14 protein-coding genes are annotated in these 18,614 nt (G+C 45.4%); 5 read left to right on the forward strand and 9 right to left on the reverse strand.

The features are described from left to right. Positions 1 to 1,249: 1,249 nt before the first annotated feature. The 5 genes from EXU30_RS14150 to EXU30_RS14170 all read left to right on the forward strand — a co-directional run bounded on the left by EXU30_RS14150 (position 1,250) and on the right by EXU30_RS14170 (position 8,182). Positions 1,250 to 1,798 (forward strand): 4Fe-4S dicluster domain-containing protein, encoded by a 549-nt coding sequence (locus EXU30_RS14150; RefSeq protein WP_130601085.1) that lies wholly within the window; start codon positions 1,250 to 1,252, stop codon positions 1,796 to 1,798. Between the two features lie 52 nt (positions 1,799 to 1,850). Then, a complete protein-coding gene (gene fdhF, locus EXU30_RS14155) occupies positions 1,851 to 4,010 on the forward strand; it encodes a formate dehydrogenase subunit alpha (RefSeq protein ID WP_130601087.1) in 2,160 nt (719 codons plus the stop codon). A gap of 334 nt (positions 4,011 to 4,344) precedes the next feature. Beyond that, on the forward strand, positions 4,345 to 6,486 hold the full coding sequence (locus EXU30_RS14160) for a sigma 54-interacting transcriptional regulator (protein WP_130601089.1): 2,142 nt from the start codon (positions 4,345 to 4,347) through the stop codon (positions 6,484 to 6,486). Positions 6,487 to 6,577: 91 nt separating this feature from the next. Then, positions 6,578 to 7,474, forward strand: a complete 897-nt coding sequence (gene fdhD, locus EXU30_RS14165) for a formate dehydrogenase accessory sulfurtransferase FdhD (protein ID WP_207234071.1) — start codon at positions 6,578 to 6,580, stop codon at positions 7,472 to 7,474. Positions 7,475 to 7,699: 225 nt separating this feature from the next. Continuing rightward, entirely contained in the window at positions 7,700 to 8,182 is a 483-nt protein-coding gene (locus tag EXU30_RS14170) for a DUF3127 domain-containing protein (RefSeq protein WP_130601091.1), read from the forward strand. A gap of 285 nt (positions 8,183 to 8,467) precedes the next feature. On the opposite strand, the gene hypA is transcribed toward EXU30_RS14170, so the two are convergent. The 9 genes from hypA to EXU30_RS14215 form a co-directional block, all read right to left on the reverse strand. Beyond that, positions 8,468 to 8,830 carry a hydrogenase/urease nickel incorporation protein HypA gene (gene hypA / locus EXU30_RS14175; protein WP_130601093.1) on the reverse strand — a complete coding sequence of 121 codons (363 nt, stop codon included), beginning with the start codon at positions 8,828 to 8,830 and terminating at the stop codon, positions 8,468 to 8,470. A gap of 2 nt (positions 8,831 to 8,832) precedes the next feature. Further along, positions 8,833 to 9,849: a hydrogenase expression/formation protein HypE gene (gene hypE, locus EXU30_RS14180; RefSeq protein ID WP_423213346.1), complete on the reverse strand. Its 1,017-nt coding sequence runs from the start codon at positions 9,847 to 9,849 to the stop codon at positions 8,833 to 8,835. A 24-nt stretch (positions 9,850 to 9,873) separates the two neighbouring features. Continuing rightward, on the reverse strand, positions 9,874 to 11,016 hold the full coding sequence (gene hypD / locus EXU30_RS14185) for a hydrogenase formation protein HypD (RefSeq protein WP_130601097.1): 1,143 nt from the start codon (positions 11,014 to 11,016) through the stop codon (positions 9,874 to 9,876). A 3-nt stretch (positions 11,017 to 11,019) separates the two neighbouring features. Next, positions 11,020 to 11,322 carry a HypC/HybG/HupF family hydrogenase formation chaperone gene (locus tag EXU30_RS14190; protein WP_130601099.1) on the reverse strand — a complete coding sequence of 101 codons (303 nt, stop codon included), beginning with the start codon at positions 11,320 to 11,322 and terminating at the stop codon, positions 11,020 to 11,022. A gap of 10 nt (positions 11,323 to 11,332) precedes the next feature. Further along, positions 11,333 to 12,094 carry a hydrogenase nickel incorporation protein HypB gene (hypB, locus tag EXU30_RS14195; RefSeq protein WP_130601101.1) on the reverse strand — a complete coding sequence of 254 codons (762 nt, stop codon included), beginning with the start codon at positions 12,092 to 12,094 and terminating at the stop codon, positions 11,333 to 11,335. 247 nt (positions 12,095 to 12,341) lie between these two features. After that, a complete protein-coding gene (locus EXU30_RS14200; RefSeq protein WP_130601103.1) occupies positions 12,342 to 13,022 on the reverse strand; it encodes a penicillin-insensitive murein endopeptidase in 681 nt (226 codons plus the stop codon). 390 nt (positions 13,023 to 13,412) lie between these two features. Then, the gene (gene cobN, locus EXU30_RS14205; RefSeq protein WP_130601105.1) at positions 13,413 to 17,408 is read right to left on the reverse strand and encodes a cobaltochelatase subunit CobN; all 3,996 of its coding nucleotides are present in this window, start codon (positions 17,406 to 17,408) and stop codon (positions 13,413 to 13,415) included. 12 nt (positions 17,409 to 17,420) lie between these two features. Further along, on the reverse strand, positions 17,421 to 17,801 hold the full coding sequence (locus EXU30_RS14210) for a DUF2149 domain-containing protein (protein ID WP_130601107.1): 381 nt from the start codon (positions 17,799 to 17,801) through the stop codon (positions 17,421 to 17,423). A 2-nt stretch (positions 17,802 to 17,803) separates the two neighbouring features. Continuing rightward, on the reverse strand, positions 17,804 to 18,340 hold the full coding sequence (locus EXU30_RS14215) for a MotA/TolQ/ExbB proton channel family protein (RefSeq protein WP_130601109.1): 537 nt from the start codon (positions 18,338 to 18,340) through the stop codon (positions 17,804 to 17,806). Positions 18,341 to 18,614 lie beyond the last annotated feature (274 nt).

Raw genomic sequence — 18,614 nt, forward strand, 5'->3', positions numbered from 1 at the left:
TTCTTTCGCGAGGGCTCGTCACTTTTTTTGGTAACTTGCCAGTTGGTTGAGAGTGTCGCCAAACTTAGTTTGGATTGGTATTTTAATGATTGCGTCATTTGCAACCTGCGGTTGCTCAACGTCGTGGGACTTCATCCCACACCCGAGCTTGATAGTAAGTTAAAACTTCATTTTGGCTTCATAGATTTAAATGACTTTGTCATTTTGCAACGTGCCGTTGCTCAAAGTCGTGGGTTTTCCACCCACACCCGACCAAAGGGGAAAAGCGTTTGTTCCCCTTTGGAAACCCGCAACGCTCCGGCGAAGTGCTAATCCTCATGCCAAAAGAGCGAATTGACTACCGCCTCATATTCGCCATCCATGGCTCACCTGAGGCTATGTCGGCGTCCTGCCTCCATCACGTCAATTAGCTCTAGGCATTCGGGCACTTCCAACGGAGACCCATGTATCCTGCAGCGACACTTGTACAAAAATTTCTAATCAAGGGTCATTGCTTTCTTAGGAGTCTTCATACCACCAGAGTGGAATTAAAAAATACCGTGAGTTCAGCCATGGATGGCTGACTAGCTTTCGAGGGAAGGGACGCCCCATCGGAAGCGTTAGGTGTTTTTTAATGGAGCGAAGCAGGCTACAAGCGAAGTCAGACGCTCGATAATACTCCGTTGGAAATTTTCGCTTTTCAAAAATTTCGCCGGAGCGGCAAGGGAGTTGCTGTTGACTCCCTCTTGGTCGGGTGTGGGATGAAATCCCACGACTTTTCACCAAGCGCAGCTTGGTACTCTTTCAACGCCCCTTGGTTGCAAATGACAAAGTCATCAAACGCAAACTAAAACGAAGATTGGTAGGTCTAGCGAAACCGCTGCAATCAAACCCAATCAAAAATTCAATCATGGGAATTCCCCATGAACCCAAAAATGTGATCTGACGACACTGGTGTCGACGCCAATGTCGAAGCTGGGTGTCGACACCGACAAAACTGCCTGTAAATTAGTAACCTCTTACTAATTACGTGCGTTTAAGTGTTTGAAATTAATCATCTAAATCGAAATTTAATCGATTTCATTCCAACTGGTATACATCCTGCTTTATACCAGTATCTGAAATTAAAACAGCAGATATATACAACAACTATAACTTCGGCTTGCCGTGTTTAGTGACAAGCTGAACTGTCAAATTGTCGTGTTAGTGGTTAGGTCTACTTAAGCCATAGATTTAACTTTAGGTTGATCGATTGAAGAAGGAATCACTTATGAATCGATTTGTGTTTGCAGACCCCAATCAGTGTATCGGATGCCGAACCTGTGAGGTGGCCTGCGTTTTATCTCATCAAGAGGTAAGCAAGATAGAGTCGCTTGATCCAAGCAAATTCTATCCAAGGCTTAACTTGGTGAGAAATGGTGACGTGACGACACCCATCATGTGCCGTCAATGTGAAGATGCACCCTGTGAGCAGGTTTGTCCAAACAATGCTATTTACCGTGAAAATGGTCAAGTACATGTTATTCAGTCGCGCTGTATTGGCTGCAAAACATGTTCTGTTGCTTGCCCATATGGTGCGATGAATGTCGTGGCATTCCCGGTTGAGCAACAAGGACCTTCAGAGCTATTTAAGATGAATACCATCAAGGCTCAAGCACTGAAGTGTGACCTTTGTGGCACGCGTGATAAAGGCCCTGCTTGTGTTGAAGTTTGTCCAACTAACGCGATTCGTCTTATCGAGCCGCAAGACATGGACCAAATCAAACAAGATAAACGTAAGCAAGCAGCAGTCGCTGCCTTAGCTGGCGTACCAGCGTGATGACTGGAGTGATTTCTAAAACTTTCTTGTTTTGAAATAACGGAGTGTAGAGATGAAGAAAACCCTGACGGTGTGCCCGTATTGTGGTACCGGGTGTAAATTAAACCTCATTACCGAAAACGGTAAGCTAGTAGGTGCCGAGCCAGCTGATGGCCGGACTAACCAAGGTGAGCTTTGCTTAAAAGGTTACTATGGTTGGGACTTCTTAAATGATACTAATTTACTGACCCCACGCCTAAAAAGCCCAATGATCCGCCGCACTAAAGATGCAGACTTAGAAGCGGTTTCTTGGGATGAAGCTATCAAGTTTGCTAGTGACAAGCTAAGCAAAATCAAAAAGCAATATGGTCCAGATGCGATCATGACTACCGGCTCTGCTCGCGGACCTGGTAATGAAGCTAACTTTGTAATGCAGAAGTTTGCTCGTGCCGTTATCGGTACGAACAATGTCGACCACTGTGCTAGGGTGTGACACGCCCCTTCAGTTGCCGGTCTGGTAACAACAGTTGGTAACGGTGCTATGAGTAATGCCATCACCGAGATTGAAAAAACAAAATGCTTACTAATTTTTGGTTACAACGCTGCGGACTCACATCCAATCGTTGCTAAACATATCCTTAAAGCGAAAGCCAATGGCGCTAAGATCATTGTATGTGACCCGCGTAAGATTGAAACCGCGCGTATCGCAGACCAATGGATCCAGCTTAAAAATGGTTCGAACATGGCTATCATCAATGCGTTTGCTAACGTGTTGATTGAAGAAGGCCTATACAAACCTGAATTCGTGGCTGAAAACACTGACAACTTCGAGCAGTACTGCGAAACCGTGAAGAAATATACCCCAGAGTATGTTGAATCAATCACAGGTGTCACAGCTGACGAAATCCGCAAAGCGATCCGCACTTATGCTGAAGCATCAGAGTCTATGATCCTATGGGGTATGGGGGTCACTCAGTTCGGTCAAGCGGTTGACGTAGTTAAAGGTATTGCTTCAATTGCAGCAATTACCGGTAACTTTGGTCGCCCGGGTGTAGGTTGCGGTCCAGTGCGTGGTCAAAACAACGTACAAGGTACCTGTGACATGGGTATGCTACCTAACGTTTACCCAGGCTATCAGGCTGTGAACGATGACGCCGTACGTGAGAAGTTCGAGCAAGCTTGGGGCGTACAGCTATCGCCAAACCCAGGATATACGCTCACTACCCTTGGCCATCGTGTGAAAGACGGCAGCTGCCGTGCTTATTACATCTTTGGTGAAGACCCAGCGCAAACAGAAGCAGATTTAGCCCACTTACGTGAAACAATCCGCGGCATGGAGCTGGTGATTGTTCAAGATATCTTCATGACGCAAACCGCTGAAATGGCTGATGTAATCTTCCCATCAACCAGTTGGGGTGAGCACGAGTGTGTCTACTCAAGTGCTGACCGTGGCTTCCAACGCAGCTTTGCCGCAGTTAATCCGCCTGAAGGTGTATTACACGACTGGGAAATCTTCTGTCGCATGGCGACCGCAATGGGTTACCCAATGAAGTACAACAATACCAAAGAAATTTGGGATGAAATTCGTAGTCTAGCGCCACTGTTTGCCGGTGCAACCTACGAGAAAATGGAAGGCTTGAAGTCGGTGCAATGGCCTTGCCCAACTGAAGACCATCCTGGTACTTCTTACCTGTTTGAAGGTGGTAAGTTCACCACGCCAAATGGCAAAGCACAGCTATTCGCCACTGAATGGCGCGCGCCACTTGAGCAACCAGATCATGAGTATCCGCTAGTACTATCGACAGTACGTGAAGTGGGCCACTACTCTTGTCGCTCAATGACAGGTAACTGTAGCGCACTACAAACCCTTGCTGATGAACCAGGCTATGTGCAAATTCATCCAGATGATGCCCGTGCGCTGGGATTGCGTGACCAGCAGTTGGTTTGGATTTCATCTCGCCGCGGTAAAGTTATTACCCGTGTTGCCATTAACGATCGCGTTAACATGGGCGCAGTGTATATGACTTACCAATGGTGGATTGGTGCATGCAACGAGCTAACCATTGAGCACCTTGACCCCGTGTCGTTTACTCCTGAGTACAAGTACTGTGCGGTGAAGATTGAAGGCATTGAGGATCAAGCATGGGCTGAAAACTATGTGAAGTCTGAATACAGCGCACTGAAGTCTAAGCTCAAAAAAGCAGCTCAAGGTACGGCTGAGGCTGTGAGCTAGTCACTAACAGTTTGCCATAATGACGAGCTAAAACTTGGCCTAGTTGGGTGACAAACCAATACCTAACTAGGCCAAACATTCAGGTCATTATTTAGCTCGAAAATCGGCTGACTTTGTTACGCATTAGCTTGCCTGACAGCGTAAAACCTGTCAGGCATAACCTGACTATTAAATAGATGAAATAATATTTTTTAGTCCAAGTTAGAAAGTGAGGAATATTACTATTACAGCTGCTTAAAAGTTAGCAATGTTCGATCTCTATCACTGAGAATTTTTAACGTCTAAATATAATCATATTAGATAATTATAAAGATAAAACTCGAGAGATGAGCACATGCTGAAAATGACACCTTTGATGGATGAAATTTCCACTAAGTGGGAGCCGATATTTATTGATGTTGCCCAAGAAGTATTACTGGCGACAGATGTGCAACAGTTAGTTTCGATTGTTAATAAATATCAATTCAAATTTGTCAATGTAAGCCGAATTCACGTAGTGCTGCGCACGCTCAATGAGATTAATAGCGATTGCTACAGTGAATATAACTACATCAACGGCGAAGTCTGTACCCATAAAAACTACGAAATACTCGACTTCGACGATGAACCAGGCTTAGCCATTATGAGCGCTGAGCAATTTGAACACAGTTATCCCTTGCTAGCGGGAGAGAGGAAATACTTAAATTTTTCAAGTTATTGTCGTATTCCCTTGCTTGTTGATAGGCGAGTGGTTGGTTGGGCTGAGTTCCAAAGCAATCAGGTTGATGAGTTTAATAGTCTAGTTGTTAGTAAATTAAGGCAGCTAGCCAACATTATCAGTATTGGTATTGGTAATGTGCTTAATAAAGAAAAATCTAAAACAAAAGAAAAGCAATTAAGAGAAGAAAAAAAGAGCTGCGAAGTATTAGTTGATATTACCAATGCGGTATTAAGCCAAGACAGCTTACAAGGTCTAGCAAAAACGCTGCAGTCGCATATGAAAAAGCATTTTGGTATCGAGCACTTGAGTTTGATGTCCATTGATCATGAGCAGCAAGAGTTAGTTTGTCACGATGTATATAAAGTAAATAGCTTACAGGCACTGACCAGTAAATCTAACTCACTTGGTACTGACCTTAATATTCGTAGAATAAAAATTTTTGAAACACCGGCTGAAATTGTATTTAACACAAAAAAGCCGCTGCTTATATGTAAAGAGCAATTACAAAGTTATCAGCTTAAATACAAGTTTTGCGAGCATATCATTGCTCATAATTTGAATTCGGCCTGCGTAATTCCTCTGCTATTTAGAGGTCATATTTGGGGTGCACTAAAGTTTTGCCATAAGGACAAAGATTACTTTAAGCACTGTGATTTGGACCTGCTGCAACAGGTTGGAGCGCGGGCAGCCATGGGGTTGAACAACTTCCATTTGAATGCTGAATTTGCGCAAACGGCTCAACTAAATGAGCCTGTTGTGTCTGAAGACATTGGCGAGCAGAGTGAGTTTAGCGACATTGTTTGTCAGTCTCAGGCCATGGCTGAAGTGCTAGCAAAAGTAAAAATGGTGGCGCAAAGCGATTGTACCGTGCTGATTTTAGGTGAAACCGGTACAGGTAAAGAGTTAATTGCCAGGGCTGTACATCAACTCAGTGCACGCAAAGCGAAACCTATGGTGAAGATGAACTGTGCATCGGTACCAGCAGGCCTGTTTGAAAGTGATTTATTTGGTCATGAAAAGGGTGCATTTACCGGGGCATTAACTCAGCGGATCGGTCGCTTTGAAATGGCTGACCAGGGCACTTTCTTTTTAGATGAAGTTGGCGATATGCCACTTGATTTGCAGCCAAAGCTGCTGCGGGTATTACAAGAAGGCGAGTTTGAGCGGGTTGGTAAACATCAGTTAATTCCGGTTGACGCTCGTTTAATCGCCGCCACTAACTGTGACTTGTTAGAGATGGTTAACAACAAGGAGTTCCGTTCCGATCTTTATTATCGCTTGAACGTGTTCCCAATTGTGCTGCCTCCGCTGCGAGAGCGTCGTGATGACATCGGCTTACTTGCAAAGCACTTTGTGAACGAAATTGCTACCAAGATGAATAAGACGATTACGTCTATTCCGGCTGAAACCCTGAGGCTACTAGCTCTGCTGCCCTGGTACGGCAATATTCGGGAGCTGAGAAATGTGATTGAGCGAGCGGTGATTACCACCCAAGGCAAGGTGCTGAGCATACCAATCAGTGAACTAAAAGCACTATTGCCCAGTGGCCATGAGCAGGTACTTAAACCAAAAGCTGATGCATCTATGGAGCAGGATGAAAAAGCTGCTCAAGAAGAACAAGATTTAGAGCGCGAGCAAATTATCGCAATCTTGAAAGAGACAAATGGCATTGTAGCCGGCCCTAAGGGCGCAGCTATTAAGCTTGGGCTTAAACGCACCACCTTACTGTCGCGCATGCAGCGTCTAGGGATCTCTTCCAAGAGTTTTGCCAGCTGACGAGCTTCAACTGACTGGCCTATTGATTGCGAAACTGCCGCCAACCCTGACTCAAGAATTGACACAAGTTTCGATATAAATAGGCAACACTATGCAAATGAATGAAGTCGTTGAACGAAGTGCCAGCCCCAAGGTTAAGGCGGTAAATGCCAAGCAACACAATCACGCCGCAGATAATTGCTGCGATGTCGCCCAGCGCAGTCAAGTCCACCAATATCGCGACTGTCACTGCCAACAAGCCCAAGACATGCTGGTGGTCGAAACCCCTGTCGCACTGATTTATAACGGCGTATCCCACGTGGTGCTTATGTGCACCAATAACGACTTAGAAGAGCTTGCTGTTGGTTTTTCGCTTACCGAAGGGATTATCGATAGTTATCAAGATATTCACGATATTGAGGTGGTGCCAAGTTGCAACGGCATTGAGCTGCATGTTGAACTTGCCAATCGCTGCTTGCACAAACTGAAAGATTTAAAACGCAATATGACAGGCCGCACTGGCTGCGGCATTTGCGGTACAGAAAGTCTTGACCGCTTTGCTAAACCCGTCACCCCACTGGGTTTTAACCTCACTTTAAATGTCGCCAAGATTGATGGCGCCCTAGAGCAATTGCGTGAGCATCAAGCGCTCAATCAGCTTACAGGCGCAACCCACGCCGCCGCGTATTTATCGCCAGAAGGCGAATTGGTGGCGATTTATGAGGATGTTGGCCGTCATATCGCGTTAGATAAATTGATTGGCTATATCTGCAAGCATCAGTTAAGCGGCGGCGCAATATTGGTGACTAGCCGCGCCAGTTACGAGATGGTGCAAAAGACCTTACTTGCTGGCATTGAGGTGTTAATGGCGATTTCCGCCGCCACCGAAATGGCAGTGAAATTGGCCGAGGCGAATAACCTCACCCTTGCAGGATTTTGCCGCCCAGGTAGGGCGTGTGTATACAGTCATGTGAGCCGGATTGAGCAAGAAGAGGTTGAGGTGCTTTAGCCATAAGGAGTCGGTTTTAAGTTTAAATTCATTCATGCATGGCCGAGTTTTTTGGTTAGTGCTGATTAATAAATAGAGGTAACTCTATTTATTACTTTTATTGATTTTTGCTCTCAGCATATTGACGTTAGCGTGTTAAGATCTGTTGCTAGTTTATTTGCGCCACCATGCATAAAATGCAGTGGCGAGAAGTCTCATTAGTTGATTACACAAGAGCAAAGCAATATGTCAAAAAGTTATGAAATGACTGGTATTATCCATAGCATGGGGGAGACCACTACCTATGGTAACAACGGTTTTACTAAGCGCGAATTTGTATTAAAAGCCACGGGCCCAGATGAAAATAGTGCTTACCCTAACTATATTGCCTTAGAGCTCATTAAGGATAACTGTAGCTTGCTTGACCAATTTAATATTGGTGATGAATTACAAGTGATGTTCAACTTAACTGGGCGCTTGTGGCAACCAGCTGGTAAGCCTGAGCGGTGTTTTAATGCATTACAGGTGTGGAAGCTTTCAGCGGCACAACCATCTCAAACTGCTCAGTCTCAGCCAAGCGAGCCTGATTACAACTATAATCAGGCAACAAGCGTAAACCAGCCAACAAATTTTAATCAAACAAGTTCTGCAGCAGCCTCTGTGCCTGCGAATCAAGGGCAAGAGTCAAAGTTTTCAAGTGATGTTTGGGATGACGATATTCCGTTCTAATTCCCTGTTTGTAGTGTTTGTAGTGTTGTCGCGTTAATTCTATTAATACCCTTTGAAGCCTTATCTGATAGATATCTATATCTTTGTAGCGGTCAAGTTAAATTGGCCACTACACAGAAACTTATAGGCTTTAATGACGAAGTCATTATAATTTGTGAATCTGCAATGAAATTGCTACTAACAACCAAACTTGGGTGTGGGATGAAATCCCACGACTTTAATCCAAACGAAGTTTGGAAAACAATATAACTTGGGGCTAAGGGGGGAAAAGTTATTCCCCAAAAGCTAAAGTCGCTCTGCGACTTTTGGTCCAACTTCCAACTGCATCAAATACATATCCTCGCCATCCAACACCCGGGTATTGCTACTTTGGCATTTAGGGCAAATGATATTGTACTCACCGATCTCTTGCTTACTATCGCAATCCTGACAATGCAGCACTAGCGGTTGGATATGCATTTCTAACTCGGCGCCTTTGCAAATACCCTCTTCTTTAAAGGTATCAAAAGCGGTTTTAAGCAAGTCTGGCTCGACGCCGCTAAGGACGCCGACCTTGATACTTACTCGTTTAATGCTATCCGCTTGATGCTGAGCCGCGTGCTGTTCACATTGCTCAATCAGGGCTAATACAATTGAGTATTCATGCATAACTAGCAGATCCTTGGTAGTAACTCACCTTGTGGTAAGTCGATGTAACGGCTGCTGCCCCATGGGGTTTTAAGAATAACTTTGCCGTTGTGCGCCTCGGTAACTTCACCCACGATAGCGGCATTTTTGCCATCTTCATGGGCTTGAATAAGGTTCAATGCTTGCTCAGCGTGCTCTTTAGGTAGCGCGATGATAAAGGTACCTTCGTTGGCTAAATCAAAGGCTTCAAAGCCATATAGCTCACATAGGCCTTTTACTTCATCGGCAATCGGTAGCTGTGACTCTTGCACAGTAATGCCAACATCAGATGCGTTTGCCCACTCGTTAAGCACGGCCGCTAAACCGCCGCGGGTAGCATCGCGCATAGCGTGAACTGGAATATCTGCGTTAAGTAGAGACTCAACCATAGGCCAGAGGGTTGCGCAGTCGCTGGTAAGCTCTGAGTCTAGGGTTAAGCCTTCACGTGCCATCAAAATGGTAGCACCGTGACGGCCGATATCGCGCGAGACAATAATCGCATCGCCTGGCTGGATGTTTTTAACTGAAATGCCTTGTTTTTGGATTTCGCCAACACCTGAGGTGTTGATGAAAATGCCGTCTGCGCAGCCTCTTGGTACCACCTTGGTATCGCCGCACACGACTTTGGCGCCGCTTTTGGCAAGCTCGCTGGCCATTGACTCAACGATGGTTTTTAAATCGTCAATGGCGAAGCCTTCTTCAATGATAAAACTGCAGCTTAAATACTCAGGTTTAGCCGCCATCATGGCGAGATCGTTTACTGTGCCAGCTACGGCTAGCTTGCCGATATTGCCGCCTGAGAAGAATAACGGCGCGACGGTGAAAGAGTCGGTGGTGAATGCAGTCGGGCCGTTTAAATTTAGTGCAGCAGCGTCTTCTTCGCTGGATAAAATTTCATTGTCGAAAGCTTTGAAAAACAGCTTGTGGATCAGGGCATTCATTTCCTTGCCACCACCACCATGGCTTAGCTGGACTTGTTTTTTTGGGTTATTGCTCATCATATTTCCTTCATTGGCTCAGCTACGTTAGGCGTTTTCGGTAACGCCGCTGTAACGGTAGTAGGCGTTACATGCGCCCTCTGAGCTGACCATACAGCTACCCATTGGCGAGTCTGGGGTACAGCCTCGAGCAAAGACTTTACAGTCTTTTGGCTTGCATAGACCACGGAGAATATCGCCACATTGACAAGCTTTATGATCTTCAATTGGTTCGTGTTGTAAGATGTCTGCAAACTTGATTTCGGCGTCGCGGTGCTGATATTCATCGCGAAGGCGCAGTGCCGACTCAGGGATTGGCCCAAGGCCGCGCCAGCGGAAGTCTTCGCGCACACACAAGTAAGTGTTTACTAACTCTTGCGCCTTAGTATTACCTTCGGGCGTAACTGCACGGGTGTATTGATTGTCTAGCTCGGCTTCGCCTTTGGCGCGCTGAGTGGTAATACGTAAAATCGACTCCATCACATCCACTGGCTCAAAACCACTTACGACTACTGGTGTGTTGTAGTTATCGACGGCAAAGCGGTAGATTTCGCTACCTTGAATAACGCTCACGTGAGATGGGCCAATAAAGGCGTTAACACGCACGGCTGGGTCGGCCATTACTGCGCTAATCGCTGGTGGCACCAATACGTGGTTGATGTGGAAGTAAAGGTTAGTAATCGCTAACTTCTCGGCCTGTTCAAGCAGCACCACAGTCATTGGCGTTGAAGTTTCAAAACCAATGGCAAAAAACACCACTTTTTTATCTGGGTTATCCTTGGCGATTTGTAGGGTATCGAGCGGGTCATAAATTGGGCGCACGTCGTGACCATTTGCGCGACATTGTGCCAGAGAGCCTTTTGAGCCTGGTACGCGGATCATATCGCCTAAGGTCACCAAAATAATATCTGGTTGTGAGGCGAGGGTGATGGCGTGATCAATACGCTCTTTTGGCATGATACACACAGGACAACCTGGGCCGTGGATAAACTCAATATTGTCTGGCAATAGCTGGTTTAGGCCGTACTTCATGATGGTGTGAGTATGACCACCACACACTTCCATGATGTTGATTTTCTCAGCAGGATCGCGCTGCTTCACTAACTCCGCCTGCTGCTTAATTTGCTCTGCGAGTCTGGCGATGGTTTCTGGCTCACGAAAGCCCTGATAAAGTTGTTTTAACTCAAGCATGGCTTAGACCTCGCTTTTTGTATCTAGTGACGCCATAGCCTCTTGTTGTAGCGATTCTCTTTGTGCTGCGATCTCTGGCTCCATTTTTTGCGCCATTTCGTCATATAGAGCAAGCGTTTCCAGCGCTTCGGCTTTGTCTATTTTGTTCATGGCAAAGCCGATGTGGATCAATACATAATCATCAATGGCCAGTGGCTCATCAATCAGGTGATAGCTCACTTTGCGCTTAACGCCCATAGTGTCAACGGTAATGCTGGTTTCTTCTGGATGCAGCTCAACAATTTTTGATGGAATAGATAAACACATAGCGGCCTCGTTACGCAGTTTCAGCGTTGGCGCTGATGATGTCTTGATGGTTTTGCTCTAGCCATTGGTTAACAGCTTTTAGGGTTTCAGGCTCTTTAGTCGAAACCTCTAATACCGTCGCATCAGGATTGAGTTTATGGATATGGGCTTTGGCGTCTGCTACATCAAAGTCAAAGTAAGGCAGCAGGTCGCATTTGCTGATGATCACTAAATCGGCGCGGCGGAACATGACAGGGTACTTTTCAACTTTGTCATCACCTTCTGGCACTGACAGTAAAACGATATTCTTGTGCGCACCTAAATCATAACTTGCTGGGCAAACTAGGTTTCCGACGTTTTCTACAAAGCAGATGTCAGCTTTTTCAAGAGAAACATTGTGCAGGGCATCGTGCACCATAAAGGCATCGAGGTGACATGCTGAGCCTGTTTGAATTTGGAAGGCTTCAATGCCTTTGGCTTTTAGGCGGTCTGCGTCGCGAGAGGTTTCTAAATCGCCTTCAACAACGGCGTAATTAAGCTTGCAGTGATCAACCAAATGTTCAAGTAAAGTGGTTTTACCGCTACCAGGGCTACTCATCAAGTTGTAGGCACTGATATTGTGTTTTTGGAAATGCTCGCGGTTGTGATTAGCTTGAACGTCGTTTTTATCGAGGATCTTGTGGATCACTGATAAGGTTTTCTCGTCATTGAGTTGCGGGTTGCTGCTGATGTCATCGTGATGGTGATGATGTTTGTCAGAGCGTGTAATGGAACAGCCACAGTCGGTACACATATCGTATTCTATCCTGTCATATAATCCTTACTTGATTGTTATCTAATTAACATCTGAGTTGTTTGATCTAGGTCGGGTTTTAGCCGTTGTTCTTGAGCTATTGATAAAAGCTTGATGTGAATCAGTTTATGGCTAAAGTTGCGATGGATTCGTTATTTCGTTTTTGCTGAAATAACATTTAAAATCAGTCGGATAGAGTACTGTAAATTTCGATAATACTGCTGTCTTGTAGTGATAAGTACCTAGCTTAATTTTTACAAGGAACGCTAAAGTCAACATGGTAGTGCTCATCATGGCGCACCCATGAACGCTTTTTTGAGAATGTGATATGTTGCTTTAAGTAATTTGCGTATCGAGTTTTAAAGAGGTGAGGTTGTAATTGTGGGTCGAAAATCACCCGCCAAATTTCGATTTCGTTCGCTAGTGCGGCTTTGTGTAAAGATACGATATGAGCAGCCATTGCGTCGTAATCAATCATTAAACCGTCATATTGATCGTTAGCATCGAATTCAATGTTATAACCTAATTTATTAAAGACGTTTGTGGGTAAATGTACTGAGTTCCCCTTGTTATCGATTACCGGGGTCATAAAGTCTACAGATAGGCCATTCCGATGGGTTTTATGTGGTCTGAAACGACCACCGGATTCAAAGCCTGTTTCTGCGTATTTAAATATTTTGTTCGGTTGCTGCTGATATAAGTGCGCATAGGAGGACACGATTACGTCACGCACTTTTGAATGAACATACGTTCGCCCAGCTAATCTTGCTGCGTAGCTGTAGGTAACATAGTTGTCGCCTTTAGCTGGAAGCTCAACACCATTTTCTAAGCGTCCATTTGAGGTTGTGCCATAGCAAACACTTTCCTTTGCATTTGCGTTTACGTTGAAACAAACAATAGACAGCAAGACCAAAAGTGTTCTCGTCATAAAGTAATAATCCTTTTACTTGATAGAGCAAATCGCTTTAACTTCAAGCAACAAAATGTAGCAAAGAGTAGATATATTAGTAAGTTAATAATGGTTTACGTTGCATCAAACTTGCCATAAATCGCGCCGATAAGTTATTTGCCGCGCCATTTAAGTAGGTCTTTGCCGCAGGGATGCGGCGGTGAAGCCATCAGGGATGATTTAACTGCGTCCTGCGCAGATGGTCGGCAAATGGGCTGTGCCAGAATCCTAAACCAGATAACAGCTATTATTTAAGGCTTGTCTAGCGATTAAAAAGCCCCAATACACGAGTGTATTGGGGCTTTAACTTTGCTGATTTAGCTAAACCTAGCTAGATCAAAGTCTGTCCTATTTAAGCAAAAGTTCGATCTATTTCAGTAATTTACGGGCACTTTGTGCATGACTAATAAAGCCCAGAGCGAATACTAATAGCATGAGGTAAGCCAGTTTGTAGTCAGCCTCAACAGGCTCTGCTTTCGCTTGCTCTTCAAGCTTTTGACCACTTACTTGCTCCATTTGTGGCTGAGCAGCTTGTGCGTTGGCTGGTGGTTGTAGCGCCTGTGCTAAAGCTTGAGACAGCGGCATTAAACCAAACCCTGCGGCTGTGGTATCCATATACTCATTGAACTTTTCGTTGTTGGTGGCAACGTCAAACTCAGTGGCCAGCTCAGTGTAGGTTTCGACCATTTTCTTAATCGTCGCTTCATCTGCCTGCCAGTAACCTTTGCGCACGGCTTCCAGCATACGTTCAAGAATTTGCGCCAGTGATTCCGCGTTGTGCTCTTCAAAGAACTCACGCATATCCATGTCGTATTTATCTTCAACATAAACTTCGAAGAACTCTTGCCATTGATCGTCGCGAATCGCCTCTGGCGTCATCACTTCCCAGCCCCACATATTGTTCATGCGATCTAGAATGGCTGTCGCGCCTGCATAACCTGAGTCTTGCATCGCTTTAATCCAACGAGGGTGGAAGTAGCGGCTACGCATTTCGTGGTTAACAAATTCTTCCAGCGTTTGGGTTTTAAGCTTGTCTTTTTTACGCAAGTTTGACACGTACATTTCAGGTGTTTTGCCATCTAGGTTACGCACCGCAAGGCCAATACCGCCAAAGTACTGGAATGGGTCGTCATTGGTCATTAACGCATACAGGTTGGTTGAGCGCGAAAAGATAACCCCTTCGGTGCCTGATAACACCTTGCCATACAAGGTTTGCCCTTCGCCAAAGGTGTCAGCAACATGCTCACTCCAGCGTTTCTCGTCATGACCATAGGCGTAACCCATACGTTTTAAGTACAAGTTTGCTAGCTTGTCGTCGGTCTCCCAGGTATCTGACGCCAGTGAAGTATCAGCTAGGCCAGTACCATAGTTGCCGGTCTCGTTGGAGAAGATACGAATAGACGACAGATAATCTGCATCTTCTTCGCTCTTACCACTGTCTAGCAGCTCTTGCTTTAAGGCGTTAGCGTTACGGAATACGAAGTTATTTTCTTCCTTCATTTTGGCGACTTTATCAATCGCTTTTGCTAGCCATAACATCACGTTAGGGAAGGCATCACGGTACAGACCCGTCGCTGAAATCACCACATCAATACGTGGGCGTTTTAGCTCGCTGTATTCGATTATTTCGGTATCAGTGATATTGCCTTGCTCGTCCCACACAGGTTTTAAGCCCAGCGCGTGCAGAATTTGCGCCTCCAGTGCGCCTTGATGACGCATGGTTTCCAAAGACCATAACGAGAAGGCTAGCTTTTGCGGGTACTTACCATGCTTAGCAACATAAGCATCAATGGTTTGATTCATCAGTTCTACACCTGCATCGTAAGCCTCTTTTGAAGGGACTTTTGCTGGGTTAAAACCAATTAAGTTTCTACCAGTAGGCGCTGCTTGCGGGTTACGGATTGGGTCGCCGCCATAGCTAATTGGAATGTAAGTCGCATCAAGCGCGAGCAATAAGTTTTCAAGCTCGGCAATGTTTTGGAAGTTGTGCCAATACTCGGTTGCTTGCGCTAAATCTGCCGCCAGTTGCACATTCACGCCGGTGATTTTCTCAGGAGTGTTAATGTGAGCTTTGAGTAGTTGAAAACCTTCAAGGGCTTGCAGGTTACGCACGTTGCGTTCATCAAATTGCTCGGCTTCTGGCAAGCTTAAGTTGTGTTTTTGCTCATACTCAGCTGCGCGCTTTGTGAACTTGCTACCGAGCATTTGCAGCATGGTTGAGTACAGGTGATCTTCAACGGGGAGTTCACCATAAGTATGCACGCCAAGAGGCTGTGCTAGTTGCGCTAGGTTATTAAGGTGATCTTGAATTTTCACCACACTGACATCAAAGTTGGCCTCAACATCGGCTTTCTCAAGACTTAGGTCTTTGAGCATGTTGAGCTTTTCTGCCATGCGGATGATTTCGTTTTTAGTGTTGAGCTGAGTTTGCCCCTCTGACAGCACCATGTAGTTGTTGATTTTCTCAGACAGCTCCGCCACTTCGGTATACAGGCCTGCTTTGGCAAAACCTGGAGTTAAGTGGCTGAGCAAAGTTGCGCGGCCGCGGCGTTTTGCCTGCATGCCTTCACCGACATTATCAATAATGTATGGGTAAAACACTGGCAGGTTGCCAATAGCCAGGCTTGGCGCATCGTACACAGAAAGCCCACGCTCTTTACCGCTTAACCACTCCTGACTGCCGTGGGTACCAAGGTGAATATAAGCATCAGTACCAAATACTTCGCGGGCATATAAATAGATTGCAAGATAACTGTGGTTAATGGCCTGCTTAGTATCGTGATACAGGTTAGCGTGCTCTTGTTCATCTTCGCCGCGCACACCTTGTGGCATAACAATCATATTGCCTAGTTTCATTCGCGGGATCACAAAGGCTTTTACTTGCTCACCATCGATCGAAGCATCGCGTAACATGCCACTGTCTTGTGGCTTACCCCAGCGATCGATGATCGGTTGGCGTACGTTTTCTGGCAGTTGATCAAACCAGTTTAAGTAAGTGCTGAGCGGTAAATATTCAGCTAAATCTTGACTGATTAAACCTTCGGCATCTTCACCTCGATAATAAGGTCTAAGTAGCTTACCCGCCGATTCTATAAGCCATTTGTTTGATTTTACATCTATGCTGTAGCCCTTGCTGTGCATAGCTTGAGCAATGTTTTCTATTGATGACGGGACATCTAAAAACGCTGCGCCAATATTCTTTTCACCCGGTGGGTAATTCCAGATGAAAGTTGCGACTTTTTTGTCCTGTGGTTTGATGTGACCAAGGCGAGCATGATTGAAGGCGCGATCGACTAGAGCGTCTAATTGGTAATCGATCACGGTTTTTACACCATCGTTATTGGCGGCAATGATCGTAGGATCGGTGCTACCTGTATCTTCTGGCATCACCAAGAAAAACGGTGTTAACGATGGAGAAACACCCGCGTTGTCGTCTTCAAACTCTTGCTGCGATCCTTCGGTGTAGTTAAGGGCATGCAATACTGGCACACCGAGTTTTTCAAACTCCTGACGGCGCTTAGCAGCATAATGCAGTGAACGGTAGTTAATGAGTAAATCAACTCTGGAGATGGTTTCGCCCTCAACCTCGGTTGATAGTAAGTCAGTGTAATTTAGGTCTTTGTCTTCACCTTCAAAGAAGAAACCAAAGGCTTTAGCGCCTTTTGCTTCAAGGCGTTTAAGCAGCTCATCAACAATTTGTGCTTGTTCATAGTCAACAATGCTGCGATGAATACCTACTGCGATTACAACTTGATCCGTTTTGGGTGCTAGGTAATCAAAAAATGCCTGCTCATCGTCAGTGACTAAACCTTTGAAACCATAGTGGTATAAACCAATGTTAGGCACTTTAACTGGCTCGTCGGCCGCTTTACTGCTGAGTTTAAACTGGGCTCTGGCAAGGTAATCCATCATATTGCGGTAGTTTAGGCTGCCACCGTTTTTGTAGTATGTGGCTACTTGCGCGCTGATTTTGGCATCAACGCCTTGGTTCATGGTTTTGTTAGCCAAATCGCCCAGTGAAATGCTCGCCACTCTATGCTTGTCGGCTATCGGCTCATATTTGGCAAACATGTACTTTGATAGCGCAGGGTTGATGCCATCTAACATGACCAAATCTGCCTTGGCCCAAGCGGCTTCAACTTCTTCGTCAGATTTGTTTTTAAGGGAGTAGACTTCAAGCTCAAAAGGCTGGCCTTGTGCCACTTTAGTGAGTAAATCGCCTTTAGGTTTCGATGCGTGGGATGACATCATTAGTAAGACTTTGGGCTTGTCGCTAGCAGTTGGGTTACCGCTAGCCTGTGCTGGCACAACAAGTGCCAACTGGCTTGCGAGCAGGACAAGCAATGCAAATGCATATTTCAACATGATTGGTTTCGCTTATTTTAATTGTTGTGACTGAGGTTGCGGCTGTGGTTGTTGTTGGGTTGCAGATTGTGCGTTAGTTTCACCACCGCCTTCTGGTACGTATACAAAACTGCCATCCGCCATCTTGTAGGCAACACCTGCACGCATACCTTCGCCAGACCCAATGTCACCAGTGGACTTGTACTGCTTAATTTCTTTGCCTTCTTTAACAATCACTTCCATGTTTGGCTTGCCGGCATTTTTCACCACGGTGACATCATCGGCTGAAAACACGCTAAGTGGGTTTTGCGCCAGAGCAATGAGCAAGGCGGCAATGATCACCAAAAACACATCCACAAGATTCACCGCACTGACGATTGGGTTTAGCTCTTCATCTTCATCTAAAAAGCGCATGACTATTGACCTTTCAGTTTGCGGATATTGATTAACTCGTTAGCACACCAGCGCTTTTTCACTGATGCTGGCCAAAAGGTGATAGAAGAAATCACCAGGCCCCAAATTACCGCAGCAAAGGCGATGATCAGGTTTTCACTAATCCCTTGAATGTTGCCATCGGCAAGGGCTTGCAGAGCTGGGCCCATCGGGATCATGGTGGCGATAAGTCCAAGCATTGGGGCGATACGGGTAACTACGCGTAAGTTCTCTAGCTCTTTCAGTGCCACGACTTCAAGCTCATCTTCGCTGGCATTGGGATTCGCAACAAAGTAATTATGGATTGGGTAACCCGGCTGGGCGCTAGCATTGTTCACATCAGCTGCTGCGATTTGTTTGGTGTAGGCAAGACGCGCTTTTTTGCGCAGCAGATACTGCGAGCTAAAGCGGCCAAACATAAACAACGCGTATACGACAAGGGCGCAAATAATAACGATAACAGGTGCCATCAGCAGCTCAGCTGCTTCAGCCATAGTGATTTCTAATAGTTGTATGCTCACGAAAAATACTTCCTCAGGAAAAAAGACTCGCGGATCATACATTGAATAATTTGGTTAATGCAAATGATATTAATTCTTATTTGTGTTTACAGGGTTGTTTGGAGTGTGTAATCTAAAAAAGCAATCTAGCTAATCGAGTTGTTAACAATGTGATCGTAGAAGTTAAAGCGTTCACTCACTCGATGAAGAACTTTAACTAGCTAGGAAAAATTTTTATGGCTCGAGAGCAATGCTCTCGAGTTTTGCTTTTTAAAAATCAGTTAAAAATAAAAAC

Source organism: Shewanella maritima (assembly GCF_004295345.1).
Taxonomy (GTDB): Bacteria; Pseudomonadota; Gammaproteobacteria; order Enterobacterales; family Shewanellaceae; genus Shewanella; species Shewanella maritima.